Raw genomic sequence first — 18527 nt, forward strand, 5'->3', positions numbered from 1 at the left:
CTTTAGTTTTGTCCTTCCAGCCGGGTCGATCCGCGGACAATCAGTTCGCCAGACCAGACCTGTTCACGGGGCGGAGAATTATCGCCTTCGATGCGGCGTATCACCTGCTCCAGCGCGGCATAACCGATTTGCCAGGTAGGCTGCTTCAGCGTGGTAATCCCCACGCCGGCCAGCTCGGACCAGACCAGCTCATCAAAGCCCAGCAGACCCAGCTCTTTGCCCCAGTTCAGCTCGAGGCGTTTTAGCGATCGTGCAACCTGTAGCGTGAGTGCGCCATTAACCGCCAGCACCGCGCAGCGCTTTGCATGATTTCGCTGGTAGAACTCAAGAAGTACGCGATCGAGTTTGGCCGCATCATGCAGCGCGACTTCAGCCTGTTCGGTATGGCAGTGCGGATACTGTGCCGCCACCTGATTAAATCCTTTCAGGCGCTCTAAACGGGTATTTACCATGCCCAGCGGCTCGGTAACGAATAAGAGAGTTTCAAACCTCTGTTCGATTAAGTGCTCGGTGACCTGCGTCGCCGCTTCCATATTGTCCAGACCGACAACATCGCAGTCAAAATCAGGGATCTTACGGTCTATCAGCACCATGGGTAAAAAAGACTGCTGAAGATGGTTGAGCACCTCTTCACGCATTCCCACCGCGTTTACCACAATGCCTTCAACCTGATAACTGCTCAGCAGATTGAGGTAATGCTGCTCCTGATCGACCTGGTTGTTGGTATTACACATCAGCAGGGTAAAACCCTGCGCGCGACAGGCCGCTTCGATCCCGCCCATCACATCAACCGAATAGGGGTTAGTGATATCCGCAATGATCAGCCCGATAAGCCGTGTACGCCCGCGCTTTAGCCCACGAGCCATCTGGCTCGGGCGATAATTCAGTTCAGCAATAGCGGTTTCAATACGCTGCTTTAAATCGGTAGAAAGCACGTTCTGCTCGCCGTTAAGATAGCGAGAGACGCTGGTTTTTCCGGTTTTCGCTGCTTTAGCAACATCGCTGATAGTGGCGCGTGAAGCCTTGCGATTCATGGCGGTCCTTGAACAGTTAACAGAGGGATAAAACCAGCTATAACTGGCCTTATTTCCTTAAGATAGTCCGAAATGACGGAATGCGGATCGGGCCATAATAAAGCATAAGGCTACCCTCGCCCATAGCTGAGCACAGGTATCGGGACAAGAAAGGCGAGGCCGGGCGCGGTGCCGCCCGGCCAAAACAGGCTTATTGCAGCGGGCTGAGGGTGATTTCCACGCGACGGTTCTGCGCTTTCCCTTCTGAGGTGCTGTTGGACGCGATTGGATTATCCGGGCCCATTCCGCCGGTGCGGATGCGGTTAGCCGCCACGCCCTGAGTAATCAGCGAGCTGGCAACGCTGTCGGCACGCTGCTGTGACAGTTTCATATTTAGCTGACGGCTACCGGTGCTGTCGGTATAACCGACAATGTTAACCGCAGTTTTTGCATACTCTTTTAGCACCATCGCTACGCCGGTCAGCGTATTGGCACCCGCAGGCTTCAGTGAGCTGCTGCTGCTGTCGAAGGTCACGTTATTCGGCATATTCAGCACAATGTTGTTACCGTTACGGGTGACGCTGACGCCGGTACCGCGCATTTTCTCACGCAGCTTGGCTTCCTGCACATCCATATAGTAGCCAGCGCTGCCACCCAGAGCGGCACCTGCGGCCGCGCCAATCAGTGCGCCTTTGCCGCGATCTTTCTTCGACGAAGAGAGTACGCCGACGCCTGCGCCTAATGCCGCACCAATACCCGCGCCAATGCCGGATTTGCCCGCTTCACGTTCGCCCGTATAGGGATTAGTGGTACAGCCCGAAAGCGCAACAGTGCCGCTCAAAACCAGAGCGAGCGTGATAAAACGTTTTTTCATTGAGATAGATTCCTGAACAGCGCGAGGCAAAATTGCCTGAAAAAAGTGATTATGACGCTGGCTGACAGAAAAAAAACGGTGTTATGTTCCTAAATTGTAAAGAGACGCTACGCCAGATTATCGGGATGACAAAAACAGCTGGTGACGTGATCGTTAATTAATCCGCAGGCCTGCATAAAGGAGTAACAGGTGGTGCTACCAACGAATTTAAAACCGCGCTGCTTAAGGGCTTTAGAAAGCGCATCGGAAACGGAACTGGTCGTGGGCGCCGTGCGATAATCGCTGTAGTGATGGATCTGCGGCTGATGATCGACAAATTGCCAGATAAACGTATTGAACGCTTCTCCTCTGGCTTCCATGGCAAGCAGCGCACGGGCGTTAGCAATAATCGCCGCAATTTTGCCAGCATGACGAATGATGCCGCTGTCGTTAACCAGCCGCGCGACATCGGCTTCACCCATCAGTGCCACCGCCTGAGGATCAAAATGGTGGAAAGCCTGGCGATAATTATCGCGCTTTTTCAATACGGTAAGCCAGGAAAGCCCGGCCATTTGCCCTTCCAGACAAAGCATTTCAAAGAGTTCGCGACTGTCAGTCAGCGGAATTCCCCACTCTTCATCATGGTAAGCCAGATAGAGCGGATCCTGAGATACCCAGCCGCAACGTTGCATCATGTATTTCCTTATCAAAACAGACTGAAAAAGTCAGGATGACAGCTTGACGTAATCCGTTACCAGGCAATAGTTATTTAACAGGTTGACGCAAAAATAACCTATAACCCTTGCCGTTCTGTCGCTTTTGGGCTCTTTTCTGGAGTCGTTGTATGTCAAAGAAACGTCTGGCTACACGCGCTTTCACAGCGGCGTGGATTATCTGCTATCTGGGTTCGATTCATCCTGCTTTAAGTTGGGACCAGCTTTATGTCTTTGGCGACAGCTTAAGCGACAGCGGTAATAATGGCCGTTATACCTGGGATAGCAATATTCATCCTTTGTATGATGAGATACTGGCTGAAAAAATCAATCTCTCTTTACGCGCTTCCGATTCCGGCGGAACTAACTATGCCGCGGGCAATTCGACCGCGACTGCCCAAATCAATCCTGTCGATAATACCGCAGACCAGGTTAGCGCTTACCTTGCCGCCAGCAATGGACGGGCCGATGCGGACGGGCTCTATATTCACTGGATTGGCGGTAACGATTTGGCTGCCGCTGTGCTGAATCCGCTGGCCGCAGAAGGGATAGTTAGCACCAGCGCTTTTGCCGCTGCCGGCCAGGTACAAACGCTGCTGGCGGCGGGAGCGGGAGCGGTCATTGTGCCTACGGTGCCCAATATTGGCGCGTCGCCCGCCTTGCTTGAGGCGGTGATTCAGGTTGGGCTGGCACCCGTGGCCGACGCGGCGCTTGCTGCCGCCTTTACCTCGCTTAACAGCCAGACCACCCTGAGCCAGGCTAGCCGTAATCAGGCCATCTATCAGGCGCTTTATGCCGCCGCCGGACAGGCAAGTTCTGTGTCGCTGGTACAGCAGGCGATAGCCAGCCAGCTCTATGAAGCCTGGCAAACGCTGAGCAGCCAGGCGAGCGCGTTAACAGACAGCTATAACCAGCAGGAGGAGAGCCAGCTGGCACAGCTGAGCGGAAATATCGTGCGCGTAGACATTAACGGGTTGTTCAACGAAATTCTCAGCGATCCTGCGGGTTACGGGTTAACGAATACCGCCGGGATGGCTTGTCCGCCTGGCGTCTCGGCAGCGGTCTGCGGTGCCAGCACGCCCGGTTTTGCCAGCGAACAGGCTTACCTTTTTGCCGACGGGTTGCATCCCGGCCCCTCCACGCATCAGCTGATTGCCGATTATATTCAGTCAGTGCTCGACGCCCCTGCCCAGGTTGTGGCGCTGAATCAGGCCACGCTGGCCATGTCACGAGATGCCCGGGCCACGCTCGACGGTCATTTACAGCAGCAGCGACACAGCGCTAATCCGCAGGGCTCGCTGAATGTTTTTGGCGGCTACGCGGGCCAGCATGATGACTATGCCGGTAATCTTGCCGCGGGAGAGGGCAATGCAACCAGCCATAATCTGACGCTGGGCGTGGATTACAAACTGACAGATAACTGGCTTGTAGGCGGGCTGGTTTCCGCATCGAATGACAGTCAGCATCCCACGCCACGCTATGACTATAAGATGCGGGGCTGGCTGCTGTCGGCCTACAGCGAACTCGCTTTTTTTGATAACGGCTGGGTTAACGCGGATGCGCACTACGCGTCGGCAAACTTCGATGACATCAAACGTACCGTCAAAATTGGCCCGGCAACGCGAACAGAAAAAGGCGAAACGGATGGCACGCAGCTGGGCGCGCGCATCACAACTGGCTGGGATTTTCCTGTTGGATCGCTGTTAACTACCGGCCCCATAGCGCAATATGCGCTGGATTACAGCTCGGTTGACGGCTATCGGGAACAGGGAGCCAGCAGCACCGCGATGCGCTTTGACGATCAGAATTATCATTCGCAAATCGGTGCGCTGGGCTGGCGTGTTGATTCCAGCCTGGGCTGGTTTAATCCCTGGGCGGAAGTGAGTTACAACCATCAGTTTGGTGATAACGTCTGGCGGGCCGGAGGCGGGCTGAAATCGACCCAGACCGCCTTTACCCGCGACTCTGCCAATCAGGACAGCAACTGGGTCGATGTCACCGTTGGCGCGCACATGCCGTTGGGAGATAGCGTGGCGGCATTCGCTTCTGTCTCTCAAACGGGCGGACTGAGTACTGGCGAACAGTTTATGTATAACCTTGGCGTCAGCGCCCGCTTTTAATCACGTAGTTGGAGGCACGGTGCGGGCAAAGCTTTCGCGTTCAAACATTTTTTCCGCCAGCCTGATCAGCGCCGGACGATCCACACACCAGTTAGGAATAACGCGGCGGAAATTCAAAAAGCCTATCAGGCAGGCAGTGGCAATATCCGCGACGTTCAGCTTTTCACTGTTCAGCGTAATGCCTTTGGCCGCTTCTTTCTCCAGCGCATCCAGACCACGTAAAATTTTCTCGCGCTGGCGCAGCAGCTGACTTTCCATTTGCAGCTCCGGCGGACGCATCTGTTCGCGCAGCAGGATCACTGCCGCATCGCCAATACCATCGGCCAGCGCTTCCAGCTGCTGGACTTTCAGCGCGGCCAGTTTTTCTCGCGGCAGCAGTGCAGGGGCGATATCCAGCTGTTCCAGATAAGCAGCAATGATATGAGAGTCATACCAGATTTCATCCGGTGCGGTAATCAGCGCCGGAATTTTGCCCAGTGGATTAAACTGCGGTACCTGGCTTTCATCGGTCCATGGCGATTCGTTAATAAATTCAAACGTAATGCCTTTTTCCAACAGAATAACGGAAATTTTCCGGACAAAAGGGCTGGTGTAACTGCCGATTAATTTCATTGCGCGATTTCCCTCTTTTCGCCGGATCTGGCCGGCGGAATAGTATTCAGTGAGTCATTCTCCAGGAAACAGGAAAGGATTCAGGCTGCTACGTGAAAAGCCTTCCTGCTCCATGCGGGCATCCAGTACCAGCGAGGCGAGGTCGTCAGCAACCGGCTCGACCGCGGGATCTTTTTCCTGATAGAGCATTTTCAGGTAGGTGCCGCAGTCACCGCAGCTTTCTGCTTTAACGGCGGCGGTTTCGCTGTCCAGCGACCAGTAATGCAGATCCCGCGTTTGTTCGCAGTTGCTGCATTTGGCCCGCACCACGTGCCATTCGCTTTCGCAAAGGTTGCAGTGCAGATAGCGTAAGCCGCCTTGTTGCGTGGCCATATGAATGACGCTGGCGACCGGGACGCTGCCGCAAACCGGACAGAACTGGCGCTGTTCGCCTGGCTCAGCCCGCGCTTTACCGGGGATCAGCGCTGCCATCTGTGCCCAGTAAAGGGAGAGCGCTGCCCAGATAAACGGTGATTTGTCGCTGCTGACCTGAGCAAAGTCATCGGCAAACAGCGCGGAAGCCATTGCTTCCAACTCCGTGGCGGAAGCCTTTTCCAAATTCTCCAGCACGGCCAGCGCCTGGCCGGTCATTTCCGGCTTCATTTCGGCAATCAGCGAGTGCAGTAGCCGCTGCCAGTGCGGATCGCGCGGGAGCAGATGAATATCCAGCGGCGGTTTCCCGCTCGCGGCGGTTTCCACCAGGCGGGCGTGCAGATCCATCTGTAGCGGATGATCGTACAGCACAATTTCCTGAGCACTGGCGACGACGGCGGCAAAACGCAGGTAGTCACCCAGCGGATTTTTCTCCGCCAGCTGACGAAGCCGGGCAGCGCGCCGGGAATACAGATTTTTCAGCCTGGGAAAAAGTAACGGCGGGATCATCTCCGCCGCGGTTTCTTCGCTTGTTGCCAGCCCGGCCTGCGGGATTATGCGAATGCTCATGGGGATCCTGTTATTTCGGTCGCTTCTGCTGTTCGCGAACGGCGCGATACCAGCGTGGGTGGTGCTTTTTCGCCCATGTGGTTGTAACCCAGCCTTCTACCATCGCGGTCAAGGTTCCTTTCACCCACAGAGCGGCATAGATATGAACCATAATGACGATGATCAGCGCTGCGGCAGCGACAGAATGCACCAGCAGCGCAACGCGAATAACCGGGATGGCAAACGCGTCGGCAAACCAGGGCCGCCAGATAACGATACCGCTTGCCAGCAGCAACAGTAAAGTACCGATAGCTGCCCAGAATACGCACTTCTGTCCGAAATTATAGCGTCCGGTATCGCCCACTTCCTCGTTTTGCGCAATTTTATGAATATTTTTTGCCCAGACCAGATCCTCACGGTCGGGCAAATTGTGCCGCCAGTAGCGAAAGAACATCGGCAGAAAAGCGATGAACATCGTTACCCCGACAAAAGGGTGAAGAATGCGCGCCAGCTGAGGCGTCCCGAGTATATTCAGCAGCCAGTTAAACGAAGGAAAGAAAAACCCCAGCCCGCTCAGGGCGGCGAAGACAAAGCAAATGGCCATCAGCCAGTGGTTGAGCCTTTCTGTTGCATTGTAGCGCTGGATCTTCATTAATGCGTCTCCTTGTCATGGGGTTCTTCCTCTTCTTCCACCCGGTTTGGCCCAATGCCGACGTAATGAAATACGCTGGCGGCAAAAGTCGCGGCAAAACCGATGGCGGCAAGCGGTTTCCAGATGCCTTTCCAGAAAGTAACGGCCGGACTGATGCAGGGATTCGCGGGCAGGCCATGATAAAGCTCTGGCTTATCAGCATGATGCAGTACATACATCACGTGCGTGCCGCCAACGCCTGCGGGATCGTACAGCCCGGCACGATCGTAGCCCCGGCTTTGCAGTTCGCTCACCCGGCCAGCCGCAAGCTGGTGCATATCGGCCTTGCTGCCGAAATGAATAGCGCCTGTCGGGCAGGTCTTCACACAGGCAGGCTCTTGCCCAACGGTGACACGATCGACGCACAGCGTGCATTTATAGGCGCGGTTATCCTCTTTATTCAGGCGTGGCACGTTAAACGGACAGCCTGCAATACAGTAGCCGCAGCCAATGCAGTGTTCCGACTGAAAATCGACAATGCCGTTGGCGTACTGAATGATTGCGCCTTCTGCCGGACAGGCCTTCAGACAGCCCGGATCGGCACAGTGCATGCAGCCATCTTTGCGGATAAGCCACTCAAGTCTGCCCTGTTCTTCCACTTCCGAAAAGCGCATGACCGTCCAGGATTTGGCCGTCAGATCGGTAGGGTTATCATAAATGCCGACGTTGTGTCCGACCTCATCACGAATGTCGTTCCACTCGGAGCAGGCGACCTGACAGGCTTTGCAGCCGATACAGGTAGTGACATCAATCAGTTTCGCCACTTCCTGCTGGTGGTCTCTGGCGCGTGGCGCGGGCGTTGCGCTGTTGGTGGCCGATCGCCGAAGAATATTTTGCGTTTGCAGTGACATAAGTTTCCTCAAATCCTTTCGACGTTAACCAAAAACGCTTTATATTCGGGTGTTTGCGAGTTAGCGTCGCCGACCGAAGGCGTCAGGGTGTTGGCCAGAAATCCTTGCTTTGCCGCGCCTTCAAAGCCCCAGTGGCACGGAATACCAATGGTATCGACCGTTTTGCCATCGATAAGTAACCTGCGCAGGCGTTTTGTCACTACCGCTTTGGCTTTGATGTAGCCACGCTGCGAACTGACTTTTACTGAATCTCCCACCCTGATGCCTTTTTCTTCTGCCAGCTCCGTGCCGATCTCAATAAACTGCTCGGGCTGAGCAATGGCGTTCAGTAAGGCATGTTTAGTCCAGTGACGGAAAAGCTCGGTAATGGAATAGGTTGTGGCTACATAGGGGAACTGGTCGGCGCGTCCCAGCGCCAGCGCATCGGCATGGAACAGCCGTGCTACCGGACTGTAAACCACCTCAGGATGCAGGGCGTTGTTCCCGGTCGGGCTTTCTGAAGGTTCGTAATGCTCGGGGAACGGCCCATCAATGAGTTTATCCAGCGCAAACAAATGCCCCATGCCGTCCGGCAGCATGATAAACGGCCCCACTTTCTGCTCTGGCGGCGTAGTTAACGGATAATCGGGCACGTCAATGCCTTCCCAGCGTTGCCCGTTCCACTCAATCAGCGTGCGCTGCGGATCCCAGGCTTTACCCTGCGGATCGGCGGAGGCGCGGTTGTAGAGAATACGTCGGTTGAGCGGCCATGCCCATGCCCAGCCGTTTGCTGCGCCCAGTCCTGACGGATCGGCGTTATCGCGTCTTGCCATCTGGTTGCCTGCGGCGGTCCAGCTTCCGGCATAAATCCAGCAGGCACTGGCGGTTGTGCCATCGTCCCGCAGTTCGGCAAAGGAGCTGAGCTGCTGACCCTTTTTCAGCACCAGCCTGCCATGTTCATCAACGATATCGGCCAGCGCTTTGCCGTTGTTTTCCATGGCGACCTCTTCAGAAGCAGGCGACCACAGGTTGGTGTAGTCCCAGCTCATGGCTAACAGCGGCTCTGGCGCGGTCCCCCCTTCCTGACGATAAAGCTCGCGCAGGCGCAGGAAAATATTCCCCAAGATCTTACCGTCGTGCAGCGCCTCGCCTGGCGGACTGGCCGCCGCCTGGTGCCACTGTAAACAGCGGGACGAATTGGCGACCGATCCGTCTTCTTCCGCAAAACAGGAGGAGGGCAGACGGAACACTTCGGTCTGGATTTGCGCCGGGTCGACGTCGTTAAACTCACCGTGAGGCTGCCAGAAGCTGGCCGTTTCGGTACTGAGCGGATCGATAACCACCATATATTTCAGTTGGGAAAAAGCGCGGGAGGCTTTGTTTTTATCCGGGAAGGCAGCCAGCGGGTTAAAGCCCTGGACGATGTAGCCGTTGAATTTTCCTTCGGTCATCATTTCGGCCTGCGTCAGGCAGTCGTAGTTTTTATCCCACTTTGGCAGCCAGTCAAACCCCCAACCGTTTTCTTTCTGCGCATTGTCGCCATAAAAGCTTTTCATCAGGCTGATGAAGAACTTCGGCGTGTGTTGCCAGTAGTTGACCTGGCCCGGTAATGCCTCAACAGGCGTAGCCTGCTGTAAATAGCTTTCCAGAGAGGTTTGATGCTCTGATGGCAACATCAGATAGCCTGGCAGGCTTTGCGACAGCAGCCCTAAATCGGTAAAACCCTGCACGTTGGAATGCCCGCGAAGCGCGTTAATACCGCCGCCGATCATGCCAATGTTGCCGAGCAGTAGCTGGACCATTGCCGCCGCCCGGATAATTTGCGAGCCGTTGGAATGATGGGTCCAGCCAAGCGCATAGAGAATGCTGGCAGTACGGTTGGGCACGCTGGTGGCGGCCAGCTGCTGACAAATCCGCAGGAAATCGTCTTCCGGGGTGCCGCAAATACGATTTACCAGCGCGGGCGTGTAGCGACTGGCATGGGTTTTCAGCAAATTCCAGACGCAGCGTGGATGGGCCAGCGTATCATCGCGTTTTGCGTAACCGTCTGCATCCATCTCGTAGTGCCAGCCGGTTTTATCATACTGGCGGGTGGCCTCGTCATAGCCACTGAAAAGCCCATCCTGAAATCCATATCCTTCGCTGACAATGAGAGCCGCGTTGGTAAAAGCCTTCACGTATTCAAGCTGTACCTGCTGGTATTCAAGCAGATAATTGACCACGCCCATCAAAAAAGCGGCATCGCTTCCGGCGCGGATGGGAGCATACATATCGGCAACGGCAGCTGAGCGATTGAAGCGAGGATCGACAACAATCACCTGCGCGCCATTATGAATTTTGGCTTCGATCACCCACTTGAAGCCAACCGGATGGGCTTCAGCAGGGTTGCCACCCATAATCAGAATGACGTTGGCGTTTTTGATATCGTTCCAGTTATTGGTCATGGCGCCACGGCCAAAACTGGGTGCCAGCGCCGCAACGGTAGAGCCGTGACAAAGTCGCGCCTGATTATCAATCGCCAGCATGCCCAGCGCGCGGGCAAACTTCTGGTCCAGCAGGCCGGTTTCATTACTGGCGGCAGAAGAGCAGAGCATGCCGGTAGTCAGCCAGCGGTTTACCGTGGTGCCCGCCGCGTTTTTGATCTGGAAATTAGCGTCGCGGTCATCCTTCATCAGCCGGGCGATACGATTGAACGCGTCTTCCCAGCTAATGCGCTGCCAGCGGTCGGAGCCGGGCGCACGGTATTCCGGGTATTTCAGCCGCTGGTCGCTGTGGATGTAATCTAGTACGCCTGCGCCCTTCGGACACAGCGAGCCGCGACTGACCGGATGATCGGGATCGCCTTCAATATGGTAGATCGTGGAAATAGCATTTTTAGCACCGTCGCCGAGACTGTAAATCAGCATGCCGCAGCCTACAGAGCAGTAAGTGCAGTTATTTCGGGTTTCTTTACTGCGAAGAAGTTTGTTTTCACGAATAGCGGCTGTTGCCGTTACCGGCGAAAAACCGAGCAAAGCGAGAGACGTTCCCGCCATTCCGCCTGCACAGATCTTAAAAAAACTGCGTCTGTTCATTTGCATTTATGGCCCACCTTTCATTCCATGAGCGCGCAAAGTAGCAGGCTGAAAAGTGATGAAATTGATATGGATCATAAAGGGCGCTTTTTAACCTTTTTTGCGGCGCAAAATACTTCTTTTGGCCAGGAACGGGTATTCTCCTGCAGAGGGGGATTGGGTGTTTTCAGTGCCAACATGGCGCAGCATGATCATCCCGTTTGAAGATCAACGTGCCAGGTGAGCAAAATGAGTGAATTTGATAAAAACCCGACGTTAAGCGGGCTGAGTCGGGCGCAGGTCTGGCAGCGTAATACGCTGGACGTGGCAAAAGATGACTGGCTGGCAGATGAAGTGCCTGTTGCGCTGGTTTACAACGGCATCTCCCACGTGGTGATGATGGCCACGCCAAAAGATCTGGAGGCATTCGCGCTGGGTTTTTCTTTATCAGAAGGCATTATTGCTTCGCCTGATGACATCTACGGCATTGATATCCAGCCTTCCTGCGGCGGCATTGAAGTGCAGGTGGAGCTTTCCAGCCGGCGGTTTATGGGGCTAAAAGAGCAGCGCCGTGCGATGGCTGGCCGCACCGGCTGTGGCGTGTGTGGCGTGGAACAGCTGGCCGAAATCGGTAAGCCCGTTCAGCCGTTGCCGTTTACCCAGACGTTTGCAGTAGACCGATTGGATGAGGCGCTAGCCCAGCTGAAAAATTACCAACCCGTTGGCCAACTGACGGGCTGTACGCATGCAGCGGCATGGATGATGCCCGATGGCAATCTGGCGGGCGGCTGCGAGGACGTAGGGCGGCACGTGGCGCTGGATAAGCTGCTTGGACAGCGCAGTCAGCAAACCGGCTGGCAGCAGGGCGCAGTGCTGGTTTCCAGCCGGGCCAGCTATGAGATGGTACAGAAATCCGCCATGTGCGGCGTGGAGATCCTGTTCGCTGTCTCCGCCGCAACCCGACTCGCCGTGGAGGTGGCTCAACGCACCAACTTGACGCTGGTCGGCTTCAGTAAGCCGGGACGCGCCACGGTATATACGCATCCGCAGAGATTGGTTTAGGCCACGACGATATGCGGCAGCATCTTTTCCAGCGCGCTGAAAGCGGGAAGCGCCGTCGCGCCGCTGTCGGTCACCAGCGTGGTCACCTGTTCAATAGCGGCATAGTTCATCCGGCTGGTCAGGCCAAGCTTGCTGTGATCGGCCAGCAGAACCAGCTGGGTAGCCTGTGCCGCCATGGCACGGGCAATAGCGGCTTCGTGCGGATGGAAACTGCTGGCACCATTTTTACTGTCGATACCCACTGGCGACATCATCGCGACATCGGCACGGAAACGGTGAATTTCCCCAACGGTTAACTCGCCCCGCGTTTCCTGCGCGCCGGCCTGCATATTGCCACCAAGCAGGATAATGGAATTATTCAGCGGCACATTTTCTTCCGCCGCGGAAAGCTTCAGCGCGGCATGCAGGCTGTTGGTGATAATTGTCAGACCGGACATAGTGCAGAGCTCCCCGGCCAGCATCGTCGTTGTGCTGCCCGCATCCATAAACAGCGTCTGACCGGGCTTCAGCAACTGCGCCGCCGCACGAGCGATAGCGAGTTTTTCACGAGCGCGCACCTCGCTACGGACGGTCAGCGGCGGTTCTGGCTCAGCATCGATAGCAATCAAACCGCCATGGACGCGACGCGCGACGCCCAGCGCTTCCAGCTCGATAATGTCTCTTCTGGCCGTTTCACGCGAAATACCTAACTCTCTGATAATCCGTTCCGTACTGACATGGCTGAGCGTGGTCAGCAGCGCACGAATACGATGAAGTCGCGTTTCCTGAAGCATTTTTCTTTCCTTAACCAGACAAGATGGGCACTAGCCTAACCGAGAACGTTTCGTTGTGCATGTGTATTTTATTGCGTTTGTGTATTTAGTTGCATTTTTGCCAAAAGTTGCCATGATAAAAATCAGAGGGCCATCGCGGCCTCCATTTTCTTTATCGTAACGGGAGTTATCATGGCTACACGTTCGACCATCATGGACACCAACAGCTTTCGCGCCGAGCACGCTTCAGGGCTCGACGCCGATGTGCGCAAACTGACCGACAAACGCAGCAAAGTGCTGGGTGAATCCTATCGTCTGTTCTATCGCAAGCCGGTCCATCTGGTTCGGGGCGAGGCCCAGTATTTGTGGGATGCGGCGGGCGATAAATATCTCGATGCCTACAATAACGTTGCCAGCATTGGCCATTGCCATCCGGCAGTGACAGACGCGGTTTACCAGCAGATGCAGCAGCTGAATACTCACACCCGTTATCTGCACGAGCGTATTCTCGATTATTCAGAAGAGCTGCTGGCAACGATGCCCGGTGAAATCGACCGCGCGATGTATATGTGCACCGGTTCAGAAGCTAACGATCTGGCCATTCGCGTGGCCAGGGCGTACAGCGGTGGCACCGGCATTATTGTCAGCCAGGAAGCCTATCACGGCACCAGCGATCTGACCTCGGGCGTTTCGCCCGCGCTGGGTTCTGGACAGCCGCTGGCCGCGACGACGCGCCTGGTTTCTCCGCCCGATCGCTATCGCGTTACTGCGCCGGATCTGGGGGCGTGGTTTGCCAATGAAATCCAGAAGCAGATCGATGATATGGCGGCGAAAGGCATTAAGTTTGCCGGTTTCCTGGCGGATTCAATTTTCTCTTCCGACGGCGTGCTGCCGGGGCCAAAAGGCTTTTTGCAACAGGCTGTCGATGTGGTGCATAAAAACGGCGGCATCTTTATTGCCGATGAGGTGCAGCCAGGCTTTGCCCGCACCGGTGAAGCATTCTGGGGCTTTGCCCGCCATGACGTCGTGCCGGATATCGTCACCACCGGTAAACCAATGGGTAACGGCATTCCGGTTTCCGCACTGTTGGCGAAAAGCGACGTGCTGGCGGCGTTCAGCGACGATATTCCTTACTTCAATACCTTTGGTGGCAACCCGGTAGCCATGGCTGCCGCTCAGGCAGTGCTGAAGGTCATTAAAGAAGAAGGGTTACAGGAACACAGCCGCGTGGTCGGCGAAAAATTGCTGAAAGAATTACTGACGCTGAAAGAGAAATACGAATGCGTGGGCGATGTGCGTGGCGCGGGCCTGTTTATTGGCTTTGAGCTGGTGACGGATAAAGCCAGTAAAACCCCTAACAAACAGCTGGCGCTGGATGTCACTGAAAAGCTGCGGGAAAATCGTGTGCTGACTTCGGTGGCCGGGCCGTACGGCAACGTGCTGAAACTGCGCCCGCCGCTAGCGTTCCAGGAAAGCGATATTGACTGGCTGGTGGGCGCGCTGGATAAATCATTGAGCGCATTGGTTCGTTAAGTATCCTGTTGGAGATGGCTGCGCCAGGAGTGCTCGCGAACGTCTCCCGGCGGCTTGCTCGCCGCCGGTAACGGCAGCCGCCACCCTTATGCCAAAAGGGAACCACAGGCAGGTAACGGCGTTCAGCGGCGAAGGCGTTCCCGCGCTGAACGAGCTTATACCGTTTCGGTCTGTGCTGAGAGAAGATGGTTCTAACGCGGGCTGCATGCCTGCTGCCTGTAATAGCCTTATAAACAACGGGGCATTGATAACCCTTTTCCAGATCATTTATTTAACTATAATGATCCGACTGCTTACGCGGGGCTGCATAGCCCCCGCCCACCCTTAATGGAGATGATGAACATGAGTTATTCACTGCCATCCTTGCCTTACGCATACGACGCACTGGAACCGCATTTCGACAAGCAGACGATGGAAATCCATCACACCAAACACCACCAGACCTACGTTAACAACGCTAACGCCGCGCTGGAAGGTACCGAATTTGCAAGCCTGCCAGTTGAAGAGCTGATCACCAAACTGGATCAGGTTCCTGCTGATAAAAAAACCGTGCTGCGTAACAACGCGGGCGGCCACGCTAACCACAGCTTCTTCTGGAAAGGCCTGAAAACCGGCACCACGCTGAGCGGCGATCTGAAAGCGGCTATCGAGAAAGATTTTGGTAGCGTTGATGCTTTCAAAGCTGAATTCGAAAAAGCAGCCGCAACCCGTTTCGGTTCAGGCTGGGCGTGGCTGGTTAAAAAAGGCGACAAGCTGGCGGTAGTCTCTACTGCAAACCAGGACAGCCCGCTGATGGGTGAAGCAATTTCTGGCGCATCCGGCACCCCAATCGTGGGTCTGGACGTGTGGGAACATGCTTACTACCTGAAATATCAGAACAAACGCCCTGACTACATCAAAGCGTTCTGGGAAGTGGTTAACTGGGACGAAGCAGCAGCCCGTTTCTCTGCTGCAAAATAATTCCTGTCACTTTTGTGATGCTAAACCGACGAACTTTGTTCGTCGGTTTTTTTTCGCGGGTACATCATCCGGGTTTACTTCAGCAGAGGGCATTTTTAGCTTAGCGCTGAAGGAACCGCCCAGAAGGGCGGTTACCTGGCTACTTGCCTGCCACGTTAATGGTGATCGCGAACGTGTTGTGGGATATTTCCCATTTCCCGCTCCCGGTTGACCACAGCGTGCCAGATACAACGAGCACAATACAAAAGTACCGTTTCATTGTGCGGTCCTTGCACAGACCGCTTCACGGTAATACCACCGGTGATGCTACCGTGAAAACAAGCACGGGGATGCGCTTGCATTTACGGCCACTGGACATCCCTCCCTGGAAACCGGTGCCCATTTGCTAAGATGGCGGAAGGGCCCGGCGAAATAATAGGCAAAATAAACTGCTCTAATCTTGACTTTAAATCAAATTAAGCTGAATATTTCGCCGCGGGGACGCGCTTGTGTTGTATTGACACAGAGTTCTGCTGCAAAGGCCGCTAACCGGAGCAGCACAAAAAAACCGCCATCTCAGGCGGTTTTTTTGTTTCCCCGGCATGACCATTCTTTTTTTCTCGCTGAAATTCTCCCCTTTTACACTACGCCAGAAGCACCGTCTTACCGCGTGAAATTCTGTTAATAATCTTTGTACCCCTTGTTTATGCTGTGTAAAAGGATTTGGCTGGCTTTAGATGCTTAAGTGTCTGGGTGTCTGGATGGCTAATTAGTTTTTGTGTTAGCTTATGCCCTTTCGTTCGTTGCCTGCCGTGATAATGCAATAAAGAATACGGCGTTCATTTCCTTCTTTTAGCCAGAGAAAAATGTCTATGACAGCGGTTAATCGCCTTGAGATGCGGCAAATCTCTATCGCCTTTGGCGGCTTCACCGCGCTTAATAAGGTTGATTTCAGCCTTACTGGTCATTCCGTTCACGCGCTGACCGGCGCCAACGGCGCGGGAAAATCGACGTTGATGGCAGTATTGTCAGGTGCCCACAGCCACTACAGCGGCGAGATCCTGCTTGATGGCCAGCCCGTGTCGATTCGCTCTCCCCGGGATGCAAAGCAGTTAGGGATTCATCTTGTCCAGCAAGAAGTGGATGCGGCATTGGTTCCGACGCTAAGCGTGGCGGAAAATATCATGCTGGATCGGCTGGCTGAGGGCGGGCAAATTTATCACTGGGGTGAAATTCGTCGTCAGGCTCGCACACTGCTGGCGCAGCTGGATGTCGATATGGATGTTAATCGCCGCATCGATCGCTGCACGTTAGCGGAAAAACAGCAAATTTTGCTGGCCCGTGCGCTCTCCCATCACTGCCGCTTTTTGATTCTGGATGAGCCAACCGCGCCGCTGGATCAGCACGAAAGCGAGCGCTTATTTGCCGTAGTGCGCCGTTTGCAAAGCAGCGGTATCGGCGTGGTATTTATTTCCCACCGTATTCATGAACTCCGCGCAATTTGCGATTGGCTGACGGTGCTGCGCGACGGCAACCTGGTTGAAAGCTGCCCGATGGCAGAGCTCAGTGGCGAACAGATTGTTGAAAAAATGCTGGGTCACCCGTTGCAGGACATCTATCCGCCACGTCGCCCACCGTTTAGCCATGAAACACTGCTCAGTATTGAAGGGCTGCATGATGATGCACTTTTACACAACATCTCGCTGAGGCTGCGCAAAGGCGAAATCCTCGGCATTGCCGGGCTGGCTGGTGCGGGAAAAAGCGAACTCTGCAAGGCGCTGTTTGGTGCCAGTAACAGCCGCATTACTGCGGGCGAGCTGCACGGTAAACCGTGGAAACCTTCTTCACCTCATGCCGCAGTAACTCAACGTATGGCACTTATCCCGGAAGAGCGCCGCAAAGAAGGTATCTTTATCGACGAACCGGTGGCGATGAACCTCAGCGTCAGTGCCGACAACAGCTTTTCTCGCTGGGGCTTGTTTGGCCATCGCGAAGCCTGGCGCTGGGCCGAAGAGATTATTCAAAAGTTGGGGATCCGTACGACAGGGCCACAGCAAACGTTGCGTCGCCTGTCGGGTGGCAATCAGCAAAAAGTGGCAATCGGTAAATGGCTGCGCAATGACGCAGACGTGCTGATTTTTGACGAGCCTACCAAAGGCGTGGATGTGAAAGCTAAAACCGACCTTTTTGCTCTGATTGACGGCTTAGCCCGGCAGGGGAAAGGGGTGATTTACGCCTCCGGCGAGTTTGCCGAACTGGTGGGGCTGTGCGATCGCATTTGCGTGCTCTGGGATGGTCGCATCGTGGCTGAAATGGCCGCAGATAGCGTAGATGAAGAAACGCTTTTACTTTATTCCACCGGAGGAGCACCTGTTTGAGCAGCAAAGAAATTTCCCTGAAGGCGACACCACGCCACCATCTGTACGACTTTCTCTATAAATGGGGGATGCTGCTGACCGTAGTGGTACTGATCGCCGCATTCGGTCTGGCTTCTGACAGTTTCCTTGAACCAACCAATATCATCAATATCTTACGTGCTATCGCCATCGTGACGGTGATTGCGGTTGGCGTCTCAATATCGCTGACCATTGGCGGTTTTGACCTCTCCGTTGGTTCCACGGCATCGCTGGCCAATTCGCTGGTGATTTCGCTGTTCGTCTGGTACGGCTTTGGCCCAACGCAGGCAATCGCGCTGACTTTACTGTTATGTACGCTGGTTGGCTTATTTAACGCCTTCCTGATCGTCATCCTCAGAATTCCCGATATGCTGGCGACGCTAGCCAGCCTGTTTATCGTGCAGGGTGTGGCGATGACCTACAGCTTTGGCGGCTCCATCACAGAAAACATGGTGATGCCGAGTGGTGATATGGCAGAAGGAACGATCCCCGCCGGTTTTTCGCTGCTGGGTCAGGTACCGACTATCGTCATCATCATGCTGGTGGTCACCGTTGTTGCCCAACTGGGGCTGTCGCTGACCAAACATGGTCGCCGGATGTATGCCATTGGCGGCAATCCCGAGGCGGCTCGCCTTTCCGGTATTCGTACCAATCGCTATCGCGTGCTGGCTTACGTGCTGGCGTCGCTGCTGGCGGGTCTCGGCGGTATTTTGCTGGCTTCACGTATTGGCTCGTCACAGGTCAACGCGGGGAGTGGCTATCTGATGGATGCCGTAGCGGCGGCATGGATTGGCCTTTCGCTCGGCGGATCCGGAAAACCTAACGCACTGGGCACGTTATTGGGCGCGGTGATTTTGGGCGTGTTGCAGAACGGGCTGGTCATGATTTCAGTGCCTTACTATGCGATGGATATTATTAAAGGTCTGGTGCTGGCTGTGGCGCTGGCAATTACTTACATCCAGCGCCGATAAGCGCTGAAACGGGACTGACAGGAAAATAA

The 18527-nt window shown here is 54.9% G+C and carries 15 protein-coding genes; 6 read left to right on the top strand and 9 right to left on the bottom strand.

Annotated elements, in window-relative coordinates; translation table 11 throughout:
• Nucleotides 1-2 precede the first annotated feature (2 nt).
• The 3 genes from EHV07_RS00095 to EHV07_RS00105 all read right to left on the bottom strand — a co-directional run bounded on the left by EHV07_RS00095 (nt 3) and on the right by EHV07_RS00105 (nt 2558).
• A complete protein-coding gene (locus EHV07_RS00095; protein WP_147193661.1) occupies nt 3-1034 on the bottom strand; it encodes a LacI family DNA-binding transcriptional regulator in 1032 nt (343 codons plus the stop codon).
• A gap of 190 nt (nt 1035-1224) precedes the next feature.
• Nucleotides 1225-1887 carry an OmpA family lipoprotein gene (locus EHV07_RS00100; RefSeq protein WP_147193663.1) on the bottom strand — a complete coding sequence of 221 codons (663 nt, stop codon included), beginning with the start codon at nt 1885-1887 and terminating at the stop codon, nt 1225-1227.
• 107 nt (nt 1888-1994) lie between these two features.
• Nucleotides 1995-2558, bottom strand: a complete 564-nt coding sequence (locus EHV07_RS00105) for a DNA-3-methyladenine glycosylase I (RefSeq protein WP_147200477.1) — start codon at nt 2556-2558, stop codon at nt 1995-1997.
• A gap of 152 nt (nt 2559-2710) precedes the next feature.
• On the opposite strand from EHV07_RS00105, the gene EHV07_RS00110 reads away from it, so the two are divergent.
• Nucleotides 2711-4699: an autotransporter outer membrane beta-barrel domain-containing protein gene (locus EHV07_RS00110; RefSeq protein WP_147193665.1), complete on the top strand. Its 1989-nt coding sequence runs from the start codon at nt 2711-2713 to the stop codon at nt 4697-4699.
• Here EHV07_RS00110 and EHV07_RS00115 read toward each other — a convergent pair whose 3' ends face one another.
• From EHV07_RS00115 to fdnG, 5 genes are read right to left on the bottom strand one after another with little or no spacing between them, the layout of a single operon-like run.
• Entirely contained in the window at nt 4700-5311 is a 612-nt protein-coding gene (locus tag EHV07_RS00115; protein WP_147193667.1) for a glutathione S-transferase, read from the bottom strand.
• Nucleotides 5312-5365: 54 nt separating this feature from the next.
• Nucleotides 5366-6292: a formate dehydrogenase accessory protein FdhE gene (gene fdhE / locus EHV07_RS00120; protein WP_147193669.1), complete on the bottom strand. Its 927-nt coding sequence runs from the start codon at nt 6290-6292 to the stop codon at nt 5366-5368.
• Between the two features lie 10 nt (nt 6293-6302).
• Entirely contained in the window at nt 6303-6923 is a 621-nt protein-coding gene (fdoI, locus tag EHV07_RS00125; protein WP_147193671.1) for a formate dehydrogenase cytochrome b556 subunit, read from the bottom strand.
• The gene (gene fdxH, locus EHV07_RS00130) at nt 6923-7813 is read right to left on the bottom strand and encodes a formate dehydrogenase subunit beta (RefSeq protein WP_147193673.1); all 891 of its coding nucleotides are present in this window, start codon (nt 7811-7813) and stop codon (nt 6923-6925) included. Before fdxH ends, fdoI begins: the two co-directional genes overlap by 1 nt.
• 8 nt (nt 7814-7821) lie before the next feature.
• The gene (gene fdnG / locus EHV07_RS00135; protein WP_147193675.1) at nt 7822-10872 is read right to left on the bottom strand and encodes a formate dehydrogenase-N subunit alpha; all 3051 of its coding nucleotides are present in this window, start codon (nt 10870-10872) and stop codon (nt 7822-7824) included.
• A gap of 222 nt (nt 10873-11094) precedes the next feature.
• Here fdnG and fdhD point away from each other — a divergent pair, with 222 nt between their 5' ends.
• Nucleotides 11095-11907: a formate dehydrogenase accessory sulfurtransferase FdhD gene (gene fdhD / locus EHV07_RS00140; protein WP_147193677.1), complete on the top strand. Its 813-nt coding sequence runs from the start codon at nt 11095-11097 to the stop codon at nt 11905-11907.
• Here fdhD and EHV07_RS00145 read toward each other — a convergent pair.
• A complete protein-coding gene (locus EHV07_RS00145; protein WP_147193679.1) occupies nt 11904-12680 on the bottom strand; it encodes a DeoR/GlpR family DNA-binding transcription regulator in 777 nt (258 codons plus the stop codon). The genes fdhD and EHV07_RS00145 overlap by 4 nt on opposite strands.
• 171 nt (nt 12681-12851) lie before the next feature.
• Here EHV07_RS00145 and EHV07_RS00150 point away from each other — a divergent pair, with 171 nt between their 5' ends.
• The 4 genes from EHV07_RS00150 to EHV07_RS00165 all read left to right on the top strand — a co-directional run bounded on the left by EHV07_RS00150 (nt 12852) and on the right by EHV07_RS00165 (nt 18498).
• Nucleotides 12852-14192, top strand: coding sequence for an aspartate aminotransferase family protein (locus tag EHV07_RS00150; protein WP_147193681.1), 1341 nt, complete (start codon nt 12852-12854; stop codon nt 14190-14192).
• Nucleotides 14193-14534: 342 nt separating this feature from the next.
• Nucleotides 14535-15152 carry a superoxide dismutase [Mn] gene (gene sodA, locus EHV07_RS00155; protein WP_147193683.1) on the top strand — a complete coding sequence of 206 codons (618 nt, stop codon included), beginning with the start codon at nt 14535-14537 and terminating at the stop codon, nt 15150-15152.
• 851 nt (nt 15153-16003) lie between these two features.
• Nucleotides 16004-17509, top strand: a complete 1506-nt coding sequence (locus EHV07_RS00160; protein WP_147193685.1) for a sugar ABC transporter ATP-binding protein — start codon at nt 16004-16006, stop codon at nt 17507-17509.
• On the top strand, nt 17506-18498 hold the full coding sequence (locus EHV07_RS00165) for an ABC transporter permease (RefSeq protein ID WP_147193687.1): 993 nt from the start codon (nt 17506-17508) through the stop codon (nt 18496-18498). The genes EHV07_RS00160 and EHV07_RS00165 overlap by 4 nt, the downstream gene beginning before the upstream one ends.
• Nucleotides 18499-18527: the final 29 nt, after the last annotated feature.

The organism is Pantoea sp. CCBC3-3-1 (assembly GCF_007981265.1).
Lineage (GTDB): Bacteria > Pseudomonadota > Gammaproteobacteria > Enterobacterales > Enterobacteriaceae > Erwinia.

Excerpts from the sequence above, each read along its gene's own strand:
- EHV07_RS00095 (WP_147193661.1), bottom strand. The coding sequence starts at position 1,034 with ATGAATCGCAAGGCTTCACGCGCCACTATCAGCGATGTTGCTAAAGCA.
- EHV07_RS00100 (WP_147193663.1), bottom strand. The coding sequence starts at position 1,887 with ATGAAAAAACGTTTTATCACGCTCGCTCTGGTTTTGAGCGGCACTGTT.
- EHV07_RS00105 (WP_147200477.1), bottom strand. The coding sequence starts at position 2,558 with ATGCAACGTTGCGGCTGGGTATCTCAGGATCCGCTCTATCTGGCTTAC.
- EHV07_RS00110 (WP_147193665.1), top strand. The coding sequence starts at position 2,711 with ATGTCAAAGAAACGTCTGGCTACACGCGCTTTCACAGCGGCGTGGATT.
- EHV07_RS00115 (WP_147193667.1), bottom strand. The coding sequence starts at position 5,311 with ATGAAATTAATCGGCAGTTACACCAGCCCTTTTGTCCGGAAAATTTCC.
- fdhE (WP_147193669.1), bottom strand. The coding sequence starts at position 6,292 with ATGAGCATTCGCATAATCCCGCAGGCCGGGCTGGCAACAAGCGAAGAA.
- fdoI (WP_147193671.1), bottom strand. The coding sequence starts at position 6,923 with ATGAAGATCCAGCGCTACAATGCAACAGAAAGGCTCAACCACTGGCTG.
- fdxH (WP_147193673.1), bottom strand. The coding sequence starts at position 7,813 with ATGTCACTGCAAACGCAAAATATTCTTCGGCGATCGGCCACCAACAGC.
- fdnG (WP_147193675.1), bottom strand. The coding sequence starts at position 10,872 with ATGCAAATGAACAGACGCAGTTTTTTTAAGATCTGTGCAGGCGGAATG.
- fdhD (WP_147193677.1), top strand. The coding sequence starts at position 11,095 with ATGAGTGAATTTGATAAAAACCCGACGTTAAGCGGGCTGAGTCGGGCG.
- EHV07_RS00145 (WP_147193679.1), bottom strand. The coding sequence starts at position 12,680 with ATGCTTCAGGAAACGCGACTTCATCGTATTCGTGCGCTGCTGACCACG.
- EHV07_RS00150 (WP_147193681.1), top strand. The coding sequence starts at position 12,852 with ATGGCTACACGTTCGACCATCATGGACACCAACAGCTTTCGCGCCGAG.
- sodA (WP_147193683.1), top strand. The coding sequence starts at position 14,535 with ATGAGTTATTCACTGCCATCCTTGCCTTACGCATACGACGCACTGGAA.
- EHV07_RS00160 (WP_147193685.1), top strand. The coding sequence starts at position 16,004 with ATGACAGCGGTTAATCGCCTTGAGATGCGGCAAATCTCTATCGCCTTT.